At 67.7% G+C, this 15140-nt stretch carries 11 protein-coding genes; 10 read left to right on the forward strand and 1 reads right to left on the reverse strand.

Annotated elements, in window-relative coordinates:
- The first annotated feature begins 52 nt into the window (after positions 1–52).
- From KCG34_RS25060 to xylD, 6 genes are all read left to right on the forward strand, one after another.
- Positions 53–1102, forward strand: coding sequence for a LacI family DNA-binding transcriptional regulator (locus tag KCG34_RS25060; protein WP_249138149.1), 1050 nt, complete (start codon positions 53–55; stop codon positions 1100–1102).
- A gap of 149 nt (positions 1103–1251) precedes the next feature.
- Positions 1252–2382, forward strand: a complete 1131-nt coding sequence (locus KCG34_RS25065) for a fumarylacetoacetate hydrolase family protein (protein WP_211938312.1) — start codon at positions 1252–1254, stop codon at positions 2380–2382.
- Positions 2382–3818 (forward strand): aldehyde dehydrogenase family protein, encoded by a 1437-nt coding sequence (locus KCG34_RS25070; protein WP_211938313.1) that lies wholly within the window; start codon positions 2382–2384, stop codon positions 3816–3818. The genes KCG34_RS25065 and KCG34_RS25070 overlap by 1 nt, the downstream gene beginning before the upstream one ends.
- 8 nt (positions 3819–3826) lie before the next feature.
- Complete coding sequence (gene xylB, locus KCG34_RS25075; RefSeq protein WP_211938314.1) at positions 3827–4573, forward strand: D-xylose 1-dehydrogenase; 747 nt, start codon at positions 3827–3829, stop codon at positions 4571–4573.
- The gene (locus KCG34_RS25080; RefSeq protein ID WP_211938315.1) at positions 4570–5463 is read left to right on the forward strand and encodes an SMP-30/gluconolactonase/LRE family protein; all 894 of its coding nucleotides are present in this window, start codon (positions 4570–4572) and stop codon (positions 5461–5463) included. Before xylB ends, KCG34_RS25080 begins: the two co-directional genes overlap by 4 nt.
- Entirely contained in the window at positions 5441–7219 is a 1779-nt protein-coding gene (gene xylD, locus KCG34_RS25085) for a xylonate dehydratase XylD (protein WP_211938316.1), read from the forward strand. The genes KCG34_RS25080 and xylD overlap by 23 nt, the downstream gene beginning before the upstream one ends.
- A gap of 37 nt (positions 7220–7256) precedes the next feature.
- On the opposite strand, the gene KCG34_RS25090 is transcribed toward xylD, so the two are convergent.
- Positions 7257–7718: a cupin domain-containing protein gene (locus KCG34_RS25090; protein WP_211938317.1), complete on the reverse strand. Its 462-nt coding sequence runs from the start codon at positions 7716–7718 to the stop codon at positions 7257–7259.
- Between the two features lie 327 nt (positions 7719–8045).
- On the opposite strand from KCG34_RS25090, the gene xylE reads away from it, so the two are divergent.
- From xylE to KCG34_RS25110, 4 genes are all read left to right on the forward strand, one after another.
- Positions 8046–9515, forward strand: coding sequence for a D-xylose transporter XylE (gene xylE / locus KCG34_RS25095; protein ID WP_249138150.1), 1470 nt, complete (start codon positions 8046–8048; stop codon positions 9513–9515).
- A 104-nt stretch (positions 9516–9619) separates the two neighbouring features.
- Positions 9620–10387: an aldose 1-epimerase gene (locus KCG34_RS25100; protein ID WP_249138151.1), complete on the forward strand. Its 768-nt coding sequence runs from the start codon at positions 9620–9622 to the stop codon at positions 10385–10387.
- Positions 10388–10502: 115 nt separating this feature from the next.
- Positions 10503–13526 (forward strand): TonB-dependent receptor, encoded by a 3024-nt coding sequence (locus tag KCG34_RS25105; RefSeq protein ID WP_211938319.1) that lies wholly within the window; start codon positions 10503–10505, stop codon positions 13524–13526.
- Positions 13527–13619: 93 nt separating this feature from the next.
- Complete coding sequence (locus KCG34_RS25110) at positions 13620–15137, forward strand: tryptophan halogenase family protein (protein ID WP_211938320.1); 1518 nt, start codon at positions 13620–13622, stop codon at positions 15135–15137.
- Positions 15138–15140: the final 3 nt, after the last annotated feature.

Consider the following 15140-nt stretch of genomic DNA (forward strand, 5'->3'; position numbering starts at 1 on the left):
TTGTCTTTGAATGCGGGGCTTTGCGAGTCTCCGGCGCATGAGGAACCAGGACGTGAACAAGAGGACCGCGCGCCGCGGCAGCAACGTGGTGACCATCCGCGACGTGGCGCGCCACGCCGGCGTCTCGCCGATGACGGTCTCGCGGGTGGTCAACGGCGAGAGCAACGTGCGCGAGCCGACCCGCGCCAAGGTCGCAGCCTCGATCAAGGCGCTGAACTATTCGCCGAACCTTGCCGCGCGCAGCCTGGCCAGCGCCGACGCCCTGAAGATCGGCCTGCTCTATTCCAATCCCAGCGCCGCCTATCTCAGCGAGTTCCTGGTCGGCTGCCTGGAGCAGAGCAGCCAGAGCGGGTGTCAGCTGCTGATCGAGAAATGTGACGGGCCCAAGAGCGAGCAGGCGGCGATCGAGAAGCTGCTGGCCGCCGGCGCCGATGGGGTGATCCTGCCGCCGCCCCTGTGTGATTCCGAGACCGCGCAGAAAGCCTTGATCGGCTCGGGCGCGCCGGTGGTCGCCGTGGCCACCGGGCGGGAGCGGGAAGACCTGCCGGCGGTGCGGATCGACGACTTCGAGGCCGCACGGGCGATGACCCGGCACCTGTTGTCGCTCGGCCATCGCGACATCGCCTTCATCAAGGGCAACCCGAACCAGACCGCCAGCGCCGAGCGCGAGCGTGGCTTTGACGCCGCCATGGCCGAGGCGGGCGCCCAGGTCGCCAAGGGCCATGTGGTGCAGGGCTATTTCACCTATCGCTCCGGCCTCGACGCCGCCGAGGCCCTGCTCAAGAAGGGCGCCAGGCCCAGCGCCATCTTCGCCAGCAACGACGACATGGCCGCCGCCACCGTCGCTGTCGCCCATCGCATGGGCCTGGACGTGCCCCGCGACCTGACCGTCGCCGGCTTCGACGACACGGCGCTGGCGACAACGGTCTGGCCGAACCTGACCACGGTGCGCCAGCCGATCGGCGAGATGGCGCGGGCGGCGGTGGTGCTGCTGATCGAGCAGATTCGCCGCAAACGAGGCGGCCAGCCGCCCGAGGTGGCGCACAAGCTCTTGAAATACACCCTGGTGAAGCGGGATTCGACCGCGGCCCACACAGGCTGAGCGCCGGCTCGCCTCAGAGCTGTGATGCCTCAAATCCGCAAACCACCCTTGACAGGCGAACCCACCACGTAGATTGGTAGCGCTACCAAACAAGGCGGCGCCAGTTCTGCGCCGGATGGGTAGGGGCGACAACTCCATGGACGGCGTCAGTGCTTGATCTTCTGCCGGTGGACTGGCGCGCGGCGACCCTGGTCGGCCGCGCCGATCTGGGCGAGGGGCCGACGCCGATCCTGGTGCGCCGGGGCGAGGTGTTCGACGTTTCGGCGATCGTACCCACCGTCTCGGCCCTGATGGACGCCTGGCCGCTGGCCGAAGGCGCCGGCCGCTCGCTCGGCCGAATCGACGAACTGGCTTTCGACATCGCCGCGGTGCTCCTGGCCCCCATCGACCTGCAGTGTGTGAAGGCCGCCGGCGTGACCTTCGCCGTCTCGGCGGTCGAGCGGGTGATCGAGGAGCGCGCGCGAGGGGACGCCGGCAGGGCTCTGGCGATCCGCGAGGCGCTGAAGGAGCGGGTGGGCGCCGACATCCGCGCGGTCCAACCGGGCTCGCCCGCAGCGGCGCGGCTGAAGAAGGCCCTGATCGCCGACGGCCTCTGGTCGCAATACCTGGAAGTCGCCATCGGCCCCGACGCCGAGATCTTCACCAAGGCCCCGGTGCTGTCGGCGGTGGGGGCAGGCGCGGAGGTCGGGGTGCGCTCCGACTCCGACTGGAACAATCCCGAGCCCGAGATCGTGCTGGTCTGCGACGGCGCTGGCCGGGCGGTCGGCGCCAGCCTGGGCAACGACGTCAACCTGCGCGACTTCGAGGGCCGCAGCGCGCTGCTCTTGGGCAAGGCCAAGGACAACAACGCCTCCTGCGCCATCGGCCCGTTCGTGCGGCTGTTCGACGAGGGCTTCACCCTGGACGACGTGCGCCAGGCCGAGGTGGCCTTGAGGATCGACGGGCCGGAGGGGTATCGGCTGGAGGGGGTCAGCTCCATGGCCCAGATCAGCCGCGATCCGCTTGAGCTGGTCCGCCAGGCCCTCAGCGAGCACCAGTACCCCGACGGTTTCGCCCTGTTCCTCGGGACCCTGTTCGCGCCGACCCAGGACCGCGACACCCCGGGCCGCGGTTTCACCCATAAGGTCGGCGATGTCGTGCGGGTCTCGACCCCAAAGCTCGGCGCGCTGCAGAACCGGGTCACCACCAGCAAGGCGGCTCCGCCCTGGACCCTTGGCATCGGCCAGTTGATGGGCAATCTCGCGCGCCGCGGCCTTTTGCCGGCGCCGGGAGACCTCTGATGACCGAAACCCTCACCCACCTGATCGGCGGCAAAGCCGTCTCCGCCGTCGCCGAGCGCGAAAGCCTGAATCCCTCAGACACGCGCGAGGTGGTCGCTCTGGCCCCCGACGGCGGCGAAGCCGAGGTGGACGCGGCGGTCGCCGCAGCACGAGCCGCATTCCCGGCCTGGGCCGGCGCATCGCCGGAAGTGCGCTCGGATCTTCTCGACAGGGTGGGAGAGCTGATCCTGGCCCGCCGCGCCGATCTTGGCCGCCTCCTGTCGCGCGAGGAGGGTAAGACCCTGCCCGAAGGCGTGGGCGAAGTGGCCCGGGCCGGACGCATCTTCAAGTATTTCGCCGGCGAGGCCCTGCGCCGCCATGGCCAGTTCCTGGATTCCACGCGCCCCGGCGTCGAGGTGACCACCGCTCGCGAACCGGTCGGGGTGTTCGGCCTGATCACGCCCTGGAACTTCCCCATCGCCATCCCGGCCTGGAAGGCGGCCCCGGCGCTTGCCTTCGGCGACACGGTGGTGATGAAGCCGGCTGAGACCACGCCGGCCATGGCCCGGGCCCTGGCGGCGCTGATCCAGGAGGCCGGCGCGCCGGCAGGCGTGTTCAACCTGGTGCTGGGCGCCGGCGCCGCAGGAGCGGCCATCGCCAATCACCCGGGCATCGACGGCGTCTCCTTCACCGGTTCCCAGGCCACCGGGGCCAAGGTCGGCATGGCCGCCATGGCCCGCCAGGCGCGGGTGCAGATGGAGATGGGCGGCAAGAACCCGCTGGTGGTGCTGGACGACGCCGACCTAGACCGCGCCGTGGCCTGCGCCCTGGACGGCGCCTTCTTCCAGACCGGCCAGCGCTGCACCGCCTCCAGCCGCATCATCGTCACTGAAGGCGTGCACGACCGTTTCGTCGAGGCCCTGGTGGCCAAGGTCGCCGCGCTGAAGGTCGGCGACGCTCTGGACCCTGCGACCCAGATGGGTCCGGCCGCCAGCGAGCGGCAGTTCGAGCAGAACCTTTCCTACGTCGACATTGCGGTGAAGGAGGGCGGGCGCCTGGCCTTCGGCGGCGAGCGGCTCAAGCTCGACAAGCCGGGCTACTACATGAGCCCGGCGGTGATCACCGGGACCGATCCGGCCATGCGCATCAACCGCGAGGAGGTGTTCGGCCCCGTCGCCAGCCTGGTCCGGGTGAAGGACTACGAGGCCGCGCTGGAAGTCGCCAACGCCGGCGGCTTTGGCCTCTCGGCCGGCATCGTCACCACCTCGCTCAAGCACGCCACCCATTTCCGCCGCGCGGTGCGGGCCGGGATGGTGATGGTCAACCTGCCCACCGCTGGCGTGGACTACCACGTCCCCTTCGGTGGCGTGCGCGGCTCCAGCTATGGCGCACGCGAGCAGGGCTTCGCCGCCATCGAATTCTACACCCAGACCAAGACCGCCTACTGCCTGGCTTAAGGAGCCCAATGTCGTCAGCCGTTTATCCAAGCCTGAAGGGCAGGCACGTGGTGGTCACCGGCGGCGCCTCCGGCATCGGCGGCGCCATGGTGGCGGCGTTCGCGGCCCAGGGCGCGCGCGTCGCGTTCCTCGATATTCTCGAGGACGAAAGCGAGGCCTTGGCCGAGGCGCATGCGGGCGCGGCCTATCCGCCGGTGTTCCATCGCTGCGACCTGACCGACCTGGACGCGGTGGCGGCGACTTTCGCCGGCCTGGACCCGGTTGACGTCCTGATCAACAACGCCGCCAACGACGATCGCCACAGCCTGGCCGAGATCACCCCGGAATACTGGGACGATCGCATCGCGGTGAATCTGCGCCACTTCCTGTTCTGCGCCCAGGCGGTCGCGCCGGGCATGAAGGCCGCGGGCGGCGGCGCGATCATCAATTTCGGCTCCATCTCCTGGCATCTCGGCCTCTCGGACCTCGTGCTCTACGAGACCGCCAAGGCGGGGATCGAGGGCATGACCCGCGCGCTGGCGCGCGAGCTGGGTCCCGACGGGATCCGCGTCACCGCCGTGGTGCCGGGCAATGTGAAGACTCCTCGGCAGCTGCGCTGGTACACGCCGGAGGAAGAGGCCGAGATCGTCTCGCAGCAGTGCCTGAAGAACCGGCTGGAACCCGACCACGTGGCCGCGCTGGTGCTGTTCCTGGCCTCGGACGACGGGCGCATGTGCACCGGCCACGAATACTGGGTCGACGCCGGCTGGCGATGAGCGCGCTGTTCGAGCCCCGGTGCGTCTGGCCGCTTCAGGCCGAGCTGGGAGAAGGGCCGGTCTGGTCCGCCGCCGAGAACGCCCTGTGGTTCGTCGACATCAAGCAGCAGCGGCTGCATCGGTTCGATCCCGCTGGCGGCGAGGGGCGAAGCTGGGCCGCGCCGGCGCCGCCCGGGTTTCTGGCGCCCTGCGAGGCCGGCGGCTTCATCGTCGGGCTCAAGACCGGCCTTTGCCGCTTCGACCCGGCCACGGGCGCCTTCTCCGAACCGTCGCCGGTCGAACCTGGCCTGCCGGGCAATCGCCTCAACGACGGCGCAGTCGATCCGGCCGGCCGGCTATGGTTCGGTTCGATGGACGATGGCGAGGAACAGGCGACCGGCGCGCTGTACCGGTTGGACGCCGGGGGCCTCAGCCTCGCCGAGCCCGGCTATGTGATCACCAACGGCCCCGCCGTCAGCCCGGACGGCCGCCGGCTCTATCACACCGACACCCTCGAACAGGTCATCTACGCCTTCGACCTCAGCCCAGGGGGCGAGCTTTCGGGCAAGCGCGTCTTCGCCCGCATCGAGCCCCGCGGCGGCTATCCCGACGGGCCGACGGTCGACGCCGCCGGCAAAGTCTGGACCGGCCTCTTCGGCGGCTGGGGCGTGCGCTGCTACTCGCCGCACGGCGAACTTCTGCGTTCGGTGTGTTTTCCCTGCGCCAACATCACTAAGATCGCCTTCGGCGGCGAGGACCTGCTGACCGCCTACGCCACCACCGCCTGGAAAGGGCTGGACGGCGCGGGACGCGCTGAGCAGCCCCTGGCCGGCGGCCTCTTCACCTTCCGGGTCGATACGCCCGGCCAACCCCAGCATCGCGTCCGCCATGAGTTCACGCATCCCCGCTAAGCCGTTCCGCTCCCGCGACTGGTTCGCCGCGCCCGGGCACATCGACATGGCCGCCCTCTATCTCGAGCGGTTCATGAACTATGGGATCACCCCGGCCGAGCTGCGCTCGGGCCGGCCGATCATCGGCATCGCCCAGTCGGGCAGCGACCTTTCCCCCTGCAACCGCATCCACCTGGACCTCGCCCAGCGGGTGCGCGACGGCATCCGCGACGCCGGCGGCATTCCGATCGAGTTCCCCACCCACCCGATCTTCGAGAACTGCCGCCGCCCGACCGCCGCGATCGACCGCAACCTGTCGTTCATGACCCTGGTCGAGATCCTGCACGGCTACCCGATCGACGCGGTCGTTCTGACCACCGGCTGCGACAAGACCACCCCGGCGGCGATCATGGCCGCCTCCATGGTCGACATCCCGGCCATCGTGCTGTCGGGCGGGCCGATGCTGGACGGCTGGCACGAGGGCGAACTGGTGGGCTCGGGCACGGTGATCTGGCGCAGCCGCCGCAAGCTGGCCGCCGGAGAGATCACCGAGGATGAGTTCCTCGACGCAGCCTGCGCCTCCGCCCCCTCGCCGGGCCATTGCAACACCATGGGCACGGCCTCGACCATGAATGCGGTGGCCGAGGCCCTGGGCATGTCCCTGCCGGGCTGCGCCGCCATTCCAGCCCCCTATCGCGAGCGCGGCCAGATGGCGTTCGAGACCGGCCGGCGGATCGTGGACATGGCCTATGAGGACCTGGCCCCATCCAAGATCCTGACCCGCGCCTCCTTCCTCAACGCCGTCGCCGCGGTGGCCGCCCTGGGCGGCTCGACCAACGCCCAGCCGCACATCGCCGCCATGGCCCGCCATGCCGGGGTCGAGATCGGGCCGGCCGACTGGGCCGCGGCCTACGACATCCCGCTGCTGGTCAACATGCAGCCCGCGGGCAAATACCTGGGCGAGCGCTTCCACCGCGCCGGCGGCGCGCCGGCGGTGCTGTGGGAGTTGCTGCAGGCCGGCCGGCTCGACGGCGCCGCCCTGACCGTCACCGGCAAGCCCATGGCCGCCAATCTCGAAGGCCGTGAGAGCCCCGACCGCGAGATGATCCGCCCCTATGCCGATCCCCTGATGGAGCGGGCCGGGTTTCTGGTCTTGAAGGGCAACCTGTTCGACTTCGCGATCATGAAGACCAGCGTGATCTCGGACGAGTTCCGCGCCCGCTACCTGTCCGAGCCGGGGCGGGAAGGGGTGTTCGAAGCCCGGGCGGTGGTGTTCGACGGCTCGGACGACTACCACGCCCGCATCGACGACCCGTCCCTGGGCATAGACGAGCGCAGCATCCTGGTGATCCGCGGCGCCGGGCCGGTCGGCTGGCCGGGCTCGGCGGAGGTGGTCAACATGCGCCCGCCAGCAGAGCTGCTGAAGCGCGGCGTCACCAGCCTGCCGACCCTGGGCGACGGGCGCCAGTCCGGCACCGCCGACAGCCCCTCGATCCTGAACGCCGCTCCGGAAAGCGCGGTCGGCGGCGGGCTCGCCTGGCTGAAGACCGGCGACATGATCCGCCTTGATATCAATACGGGCCGCTGCGACGCCCTGGTGGACGAGGCCGAGATCGCCCGCCGCAAGGCCGAGCCGCCGCCGCCCGTCCCCACCAGCGCCACCCCCTGGCAGGAAATCTATCGCGCCACCGTCGGCCAGCTGGACACCGGAGCCGTGATGGAGCCGGCGCTCAAATATCAGCGACTGGCGGCCAAGACGCCGCGGCACAACCACTGAAGGCCGCCGTCCGGGGCTGCGACACAATCGGTTCGGCTCAGGTCTCCAGATAAGGCGCGCCGTCCTTATGCACGAAGCGGCCATCGGCGTTGGCGCTCATCATGTCGATGTCGGAACAGGTGGTCAGGTCCAGCGGCCAGCGCGAACCGACTTCGAGATAGACTGCGACCATGTTGGATCGGTTGATCAAGTGGTGCCCGTCGCCGGTCCCCTTGGGGAAGGCCGCGCAGTCACCGCCGCGCAGCAAGGTCTCGCCGCCATCCTCGATCAGGGTCAACTCCCCCTGAAGCACGAACACGAACTCGTCCTCGTGCGAATGCCAGTGGCGCTGGCTCGACCAGCCGCCCGGCGGCAGGCGCATCAAGTTGACGCCGAAATCGACCAGCCCGCCGGCTTGGCCCAGGCGCTGCCGGATGCGGTCGGCGCAAGGTTGGTTGAACGGCGGCGGATAGCCCGAGCCTGGACGCTCCGGTACGGCGGCGAGATCGATCTTGGGCATGGCGGTCGTCCCTCAATTCGATGGTCGAGCCTAGAGCGGGATGAGGAAAAGTGCGAAGCGGTTTTCCGCCCGCATCCCGCTCTAAACTTTTAGAATCGATCACGTTTCATGAATTCGGATCGATACGATCCGAATTCATCGTGATCTTGGCCAGGCGCCGGCCTTGCGGAAGCCAGCGCCGCCCCGCCCAATTTCCTGACTTCCCGCCCTCAGCGACGCCCTGTACCCCTCTATCACATCGCCGCTTGCGGAATGTTACCGCTATCAGTAGGGTCGTCGGCGACAGAAGAGCAAGGCCCCAAGGGCCGCGTAGAAGGGGAGGGGCCGATGGCCGCCGCTGACAACCGATCGCTGGTGCTGGGCCTGACCCTGATCACCACCCTGGGCGGGCTGCTGTTCGGCTACGACACCGCGGTGATCTCGGGCGCGGTCAGTTCGATCGACGTCAACTTCATCGACCCCTTGAACCTGCCGGAGACCCAGCGGTCGACCCTGTCCGGCTTCACCGTAGCCAGCGCCCTGTTCGGCTGCGTGATCGGCGGAGCGAGCGCGGGCTGGCTGGGCGACACGATCGGCCGCAAGCGCGGGCTGATGGTCGCCGCCCTCCTGTTCCTGATCTGCTCCCTGGGCTCTGCGGCGCCCGAGTTCGGCCTGGGCGCCATCGGCCACATGGGCTGGAAGGCGCTGATCCCGTTCAACGTCTATCGGGTGATCGGCGGGGTGGGGGTGGGCCTGGCCTCGCTGCTGGCCCCGCTCTACATCGCCGAGATTTCACCGCCCAAGGAGCGCGGCCGGCTGGTCTCGTTCCAGCAGTTGGCCATCGTCGGCGGCATGAACCTGGTCTATTTCGTCAACTACGCCATCGCCCTGCGAGGCAATGAGACCTACCTGCACACGGTCGGCTGGCGCTGGATGTTCGCCTCCGAGGCCATCCCCTCGGTGCTGTTCTTTGGGCTCCTGCTGCTGGTCCCCGAAACCCCGCGCTGGCTGGTGCTCAAGGGGCGCGATCCCGAGGCGCACAAGGTGCTCTCGCGCCTGACCGACGAGGCCGACGCCCGCCAGGTGCTGGGCGAGATCGAGGCCAGCCTGAAGTTCAAGTCCGAACCCCTGTTCGCCTTCGGCGGCCTGGTGATCCTGGTGGGGGTGATGCTGTCGGTCTTCCAACAGCTCGTCGGCATCAACGCGGTGCTCTACTACGCCCCGATGATGTTCAAGAACATGGGGGCCTCGACCGACAGCGCCATGCTGCAGACGGTGGTCGTGGGCGCCGCCAACGTGCTGTTCACCATCGTCGCCATGGCCACGGTCGACAGTCTGGGGCGCAAGCCGCTGCTGATCGCCGGCGCGGTGCTCATGGCCGTCTCCATGCTGGCGCTGGGCGGGCTGTTCGCCTCGCACCAGATGGGCCTATGGTCCCTGGTCATGGTGATCCTCTACATCGCCGGCTTCGCCTTCTCCTGGGGGCCGATCGTGTGGGTGATGCTGGCCGAGATCTTCCCCAACGCCATCAAGGGCCAGGCCATGGCCATCGCTGTCGCGGTCCAGTGGCTGGCCAACCTGGTGGTCAGCTGGTCGTTCAAGGTGATCGACGGCAATTCGGCGCTGAACGCCGCCTTCAACCACGGTTTCGCCTATTTCTTCTACGGGGCGATGAGCATCCTGGCGGCCCTGTTTGTCTGGCGCTTCGTGCCCGAGACCAAGGGGCGCAGCCTGGAGGCGATGCAGGAGCTCTGGGGGCGGCGCCTGCCCGAGCCGCCGGCTGACCTGGCCGGCGCGCCGGCGGTCGAACTCTCCTGAGCCGCGCCCCGACCCCGATCGTCCTCGAACACGGGCCGCTGCGGCTCGAGATCCTGCCGCATGTCGGCGGCGGGCTTTCGCGCCTGACCTTCGGCGGGCGCGAGGTGCTGAGGGCGGCCGGGGCCGATCCGGGACCGCTGGACCTGGCTTCGTTCCCGCTGGTTCCCTATGCCAATCGCATCGCCCACGGCGTCTTCAGCTTCGGAGGGCGCGACGTGCGGCTGCCGGGCAACCTCGCCGGCCACCAGCACCCGCTGCACGGCCACGGCTGGCTATCGGCGTGGACGGTGGAAGTGGCGGCGGCCGATCGCGCCGTGCTGGCCTTCGACTATCCAGGCGGTGACTGGCCCTGGTCCTATCGCGCGGTCCAGACCATCGCCCTGACCGATGAGGGCCTGGAGCTGACCCTGGCCCTGACCAATCTGGCGGAGGAGCCGGCCCCGGCGGCGCTGGGCTTCCACCCCTATTTCCCCCATCGCAGCCGGGCGACGCTGACGACCGAGGTCTCGGGCGCCTGGGCGATCGACGAGGCCTGCCTGCCGGTCGGCGAGGCGCCGGGGCCGCCCATGGCCGATTGGCGTTCCGGCGCGCCCCTGGCCCAGGCGGGCCTGATCGACCACTGCCATGTCGGCTGGCGCGGCCCTGCGCGAATCGACCTGGGTGAGGGGCTGGTCGTCACCCTGTCGGCCTCGCCGAACCTCGGCTGGCTGCACCTCTATTCTCCGCCGGGCCATGACTTCTTCTGCGTCGAGCCCGTAAGCTGCCGTCCGGACGCGCTGAATGCGGAAAACCCAGCGGCGCAAGGCATCGCCACCCTGCCTCCCGGCGAGGCTCTGGCTGCCTCGATGTCGATCAATGTAGCGGTAACATGATTTGTGTTGCATTTCGGAAAAGTCCGGCCATGATGCGCCAATCGCGATGTGAGCGGTAACATGAATAGTCGGACGGGCGCCAAGACGCCGAGCCGGCGAGGAGCGGGGGGGACGAATGATCGCCAAGTCATTTTCGCGTCGGGCAGGTCTGCTGGTGGGGGCATCCGCGGTTGCGATGACAGCGCTGGCGCTCGGCTTGCCAGCGGCGGCGCAGACTGCGGCTTCCAGCGCGCCGGCGGCCGACGCCAAGAAGATCGACACCGTCGGCGAGGTGGTGGTCACCGGCCAGCGCGCGGCGCTGCGCTCCGCGCAGACGATCAAGATGAAGTCGACCCAGATCGTCGACTCGATCACCGCCACCGACATCGGCGCCTTGCCGGACCGCAGCGTCACCGAGGCGATCCAGCGCATCCCCGGCGTCACCATCACCCGCACGTCCGACCCGCGCGACGCGGACCGTATCTCGGTGGAGGGTAGCGGGGTACAGATCCACGGCCTCAGCTACGTGCGCAGCGAGTTCAACGGCCGCGACAGCTTCTCCGCGGTCAAGGGCCGCTCGCTGAGCTTCGACGATGTGCCGTCCGAGTTGATGGCCGGCGTCGACGTCTACAAGAACCCCTCGGCCGAGCTGATCGAGGGCGGCATCGCCGGCACGGTGAACCTGCGCACGCGCCTGCCGTTCGACCAACCCGGCCATCTGATCGGCTACGCGGTCGACATGAGCTATGGCGACCTTGCCGATTCCTGGAAGCCGACTGGCTCGATCTTGCTCAGCGACCGTTGGGACACCCCGATCGGCCAGATCGGCCTGCTGTTCGATTTCGCCGACTCGAACTTCGAAAGCCGCACCGATACTTTCTCGGTCGATCCGTTCTATGTGCACAACGCCGCGAACGGCAACGAGATCGTCGCCGGCAAGACAGTCTACGTGCCCGGCGGCTTCGGCTACCGGAGCCTGATCTTCGATCGCGAGCGTCAGGGTCTCGATTTCGCTGCTCAATGGCGACCGAAGGACAACATCCTCGTCACGGCTCAGCATATCCGATCGGCCGCCTATTCGAGCGAAAACGAGCACGCGGTCGGCATCGATCCCAGCGGCAGCACCTCGCCGGCGGCCGGGACCAGCTTCACCTTCAATTCGGCCGGCATCTTCCAGTCGGGGACCTTCGCCGGGTCCGCCGGGGGCTCGACAGTTTCACCGGACGTGCTCGACGAGCGCTACAACACGACCCATTCGGTGACGTCGGATTCGTCGATCAACATCAAGTGGGATGTCACCGACAAGCTGTCACTGTCCGCGGATATCCAATACGTCCGGGCGACCACCAAGCAGATCGACTTTACGCTGTTCGACTCGTTGCACGGCAGCCTGGGCGCGCCGACCCTGGACCTGACAGGCAGCCTGCCGCGCGCCAGCATTCCGGCTTCGAACCTGCTTTCCGATCCCGCGAACTACTACTGGGACGCGGCGATGGACTTCCATGATCGCAACGAGGCCGAGGAGTGGGCGGAGCGGATCGACGGATCCTACAATTTCGATGGCGATTGGCTGAAGAGTTTCCGGTTCGGTGTGCGCCACACCGGCAAAACCGCCACCACGCGCGAGACGCCGTTCAACTGGGGTTACGTCACTCAGACCTGGTCGGGCGCCGGCCTCGCCTTGCTGAACGGTCAGGGGCCGACCGCGGCGGGCAACAGCCTGCCTTCGGCGCCCATGCCGCTGTCGAATTTCTTCCGTGGCCAGATCCCGCTTCCGGACGTGTTCTATGCCGGCACGATCGACATCATGAAGAATTTTGCGCACGCCTCATCGCTGATTGAGGCTGCGGAAAACCGCTCGGCGTCCTGCTGCGGCCCGTGGTCGCCCTTCAACGGCAACTACAACTCTTATACCTCCAGCGGCGGTCTATCGGGCGTCAACTACCAGCGGGAACAAACGACCGCGGCCTATGGTTTGGTGAATTTCGGCCATGACATCGACTTTGGCGGCCGCACCTTCCCGCTGGACGGTAATGTGGGTCTGCGCGTGGTCAATACCGAGGCGCGCGGCCAGGGGCTTGGCGCATTCCAGTCTTGCCAACCCGATCCGAATACGCCGACGACCTGTTCGACCTTCTATACGGCTGCCCAGCAGGCCTTCTTGAGTGGCGGAAAATCTGCTGTCAACGGCGGACGCGACTACACCAACGTCTTGCCGAGCTTGAACCTGCGCTTTGTTATCGCGCCCAAGCTCTATCTGCGCTTCGCCGCGGCCAAATCCATCGTGCGCCCGGACTTCTCCCAGATGCTGCCGAGCGTAAACGTCAGTGGCAGCCCAGGCTGGCTCAATGGCACTACGACCTGCAACAAGACGTCCACGGTCGCAAACGCGGCGGCCAACTGCCTCTATGACTTTACGTCCTATACCGGGAACCCGGACCTCAAGCCGATCCGCGCAAATACCTACGATATCTCTCTAGAGTGGTACTTCGCCAATACCGGCAGCCTGTCGGCAGTGGCGTTCCACAAGGATATTTATAATTACATCACTACCGCGACCAGCGACATTAACATCACCAACAATGGGGTCACCGAACCAGTACTGGCCACGCACCCCTACAACGCCGGTCATGGCACGGTCGATGGTTTCGAAGTCGCTTATCAGCAATATTTCGACTTCTTGCCGGGCCCGCTGAAAGGGCTTGGCCTCCAGGCCAACTACACCTACGTCGATAGCGAAGGGGCCAAGAACGCATCTGCCGACCCGTTCGATCCGGGGCAGGTGGCGGCGGCCAATCCCGGCGTGAAGCTGCCGCTCGAAGGGTTGTCGAAGAATTCGTACAACATCAACGGCCTGTACGACTACGGGCCGTTCTCGGCCCGGCTCGCCTACAATTGGCGTGAACGCTATCTGCTGACCACCGACGCGGCCAACATCAATATTCCGGCCTGGACCGATGACTACGGGCAGCTCGACGGGTCGGTGTTCTACACCTTCTCGCAGAAGCTGAAGGTCGGGGTGGAGTTCGCGAACCTCACCAACGCCACAACAAAGATCCTGGTCAGCTATCCCACGACCACCAACAACCCCGGCTTCACCGGACACAACTGGGTCCTGGCCGACCGGCGCTTCACCTTCGTCCTGCGCGGGCAGTTCTAAGCCTTCCCCAACTGTGCGGCCCTCGTCCCCCTCCGGGCGAGGGCTTCCTTTTTTGGGGCTGGACGGGTCTTCTCAAGCGGTTGAACTAGCATCATGAAGAATCCCAAGGACCGCAGGATCGTCATCGTCGGGGGCGGCACGGCCGGCTGGATGGCGGCGGCCTGCCTGGCCCACGCGCTCAAGGGGCGCTGCGGCAAGATCCAACTGATCGAGTCCGAGGAGATCGGCACGGTCGGGGTGGGCGAGGCGACCATCCCGCCGATCCAGTTCTTCAACACCCTGCTGGGAATCGACGAGCGCGAATTCATCAAGAAGACTCAGGCGACCTTCAAGCTGGGCATCGAGTTCCGCGACTGGACCCGGCTTGGCCATCGCTACTTCCACCCCTTCGGCCCGCACGGCGTCGACATGGAGGCCGTGGCCTTCCACAACTACTGGCTCAAGCTGAACCAGATGGGCGAGGGCGGCCCGCTCGACGACTATTCCCTAACCTCGGTCGCAGCGGCGCAGGGCAAGTTCATCCGCCCCTCGCGCAGCCTGCCGCCGGGCACGCCGAGCCTGGCCTATGCCTTCCACTTCGACGCCTCGCTCTATGCCCGCTACCTGCGCGGCTATGCCGAGTCGCGTGGGGTGGAGCGGATCGAAGGCAAGATCGTCGAAGTGCGCCAGAGGCCGCTGGACGGCTTCATCGAGGGCGTGACTCTGCAGGGCGAGCGCCGCGTCGACGGCGATTTCTTCATCGACTGCTCGGGCTTCCGCAGCCTGATCCTGGGCCAGACCCTGGGGGTCGGCTTCGAGGACTGGTCGCACTGGCTGCCCTGCGACCGGGCCCTGGCGGTTCCCTGCGCCAGTGTGGCCGACATCACCCCCTACACCCGCTCCACCGCCCGAAGGGCCGGCTGGCAGTGGCGCATCCCGTTGCAGCACCGCATCGGCAACGGCCATGTCTATTGCAGCGAGTTCATCAGCGACGACGAGGCGGCCTCGATCCTGCTGGCCAATCTCGACGGCGAGGCCCTGGCCGATCCGCGTCCCCTACGCTTCAAGGCGGGCCGCCGCCAGGTGGCCTGGAAGAAGAACTGCGTGGCCATGGGCCTGGCCGGCGGCTTCCTCGAGCCCCTGGAGTCCACCAGCATCCACCTGGTGCAGTCGGCCCTGTTCCGCCTCCTGGCCCTGATGCCGGTCGACGACGCCGACGAGGCGACCATCGAGGAGTTCAACCGCCTCTCGGCCATCGAGTACGAGCAGGTGCGCGACTTCATCGTGCTGCACTACAAGGCGGTCGAGCGCGACGACTCGCCGCTGTGGAACCACTGCCGCAACATGCCCATCCCCGAGGCGCTGCAGCACAAGATCGATCTGTTCCGCAACCGAGCCCGCATCGCCCGCTTCGACGGCCAGCTGTTCATCGAGCCCAGCTGGGTGGCGGTGTTCCTGGGCCAGGGGATTCATCCCCAGCACTACGACCCCCTGGTCGACGCCATGGATATCGGCGAGGTGCGCATGCGCCTGGCCAAGATCCGCGAGACCATGCGCCAGACCGTGGCGGCCATGCCCAGCCACGAGGCCTTCATCGGCGAACACTGCCGGGCCGAGCCGGTCGCGGCCTGACGC

It is taken from the genome of Phenylobacterium montanum (assembly GCF_018135625.1).
In the GTDB taxonomy this organism is placed as follows: Bacteria; Pseudomonadota; Alphaproteobacteria; order Caulobacterales; family Caulobacteraceae; genus Poindextera; species Poindextera montana.

Coding starts and splice junctions, on each gene's coding strand:
- xylD (WP_211938316.1), top strand. CDS start 5,441: ATGAGTTCACGCATCCCCGCTAAGCCGTTCCGCTCCCGCGACTGGTTC.
- KCG34_RS25105 (WP_211938319.1), top strand. CDS start 10,503: ATGATCGCCAAGTCATTTTCGCGTCGGGCAGGTCTGCTGGTGGGGGCA.
- KCG34_RS25070 (WP_211938313.1), top strand. CDS start 2,382: ATGACCGAAACCCTCACCCACCTGATCGGCGGCAAAGCCGTCTCCGCC.
- KCG34_RS25080 (WP_211938315.1), top strand. CDS start 4,570: ATGAGCGCGCTGTTCGAGCCCCGGTGCGTCTGGCCGCTTCAGGCCGAG.
- xylB (WP_211938314.1), top strand. CDS start 3,827: ATGTCGTCAGCCGTTTATCCAAGCCTGAAGGGCAGGCACGTGGTGGTC.
- KCG34_RS25110 (WP_211938320.1), top strand. CDS start 13,620: ATGAAGAATCCCAAGGACCGCAGGATCGTCATCGTCGGGGGCGGCACG.
- KCG34_RS25090 (WP_211938317.1), bottom strand. CDS start 7,718: ATGCCCAAGATCGATCTCGCCGCCGTACCGGAGCGTCCAGGCTCGGGC.
- xylE (WP_249138150.1), top strand. CDS start 8,046: ATGGCCGCCGCTGACAACCGATCGCTGGTGCTGGGCCTGACCCTGATC.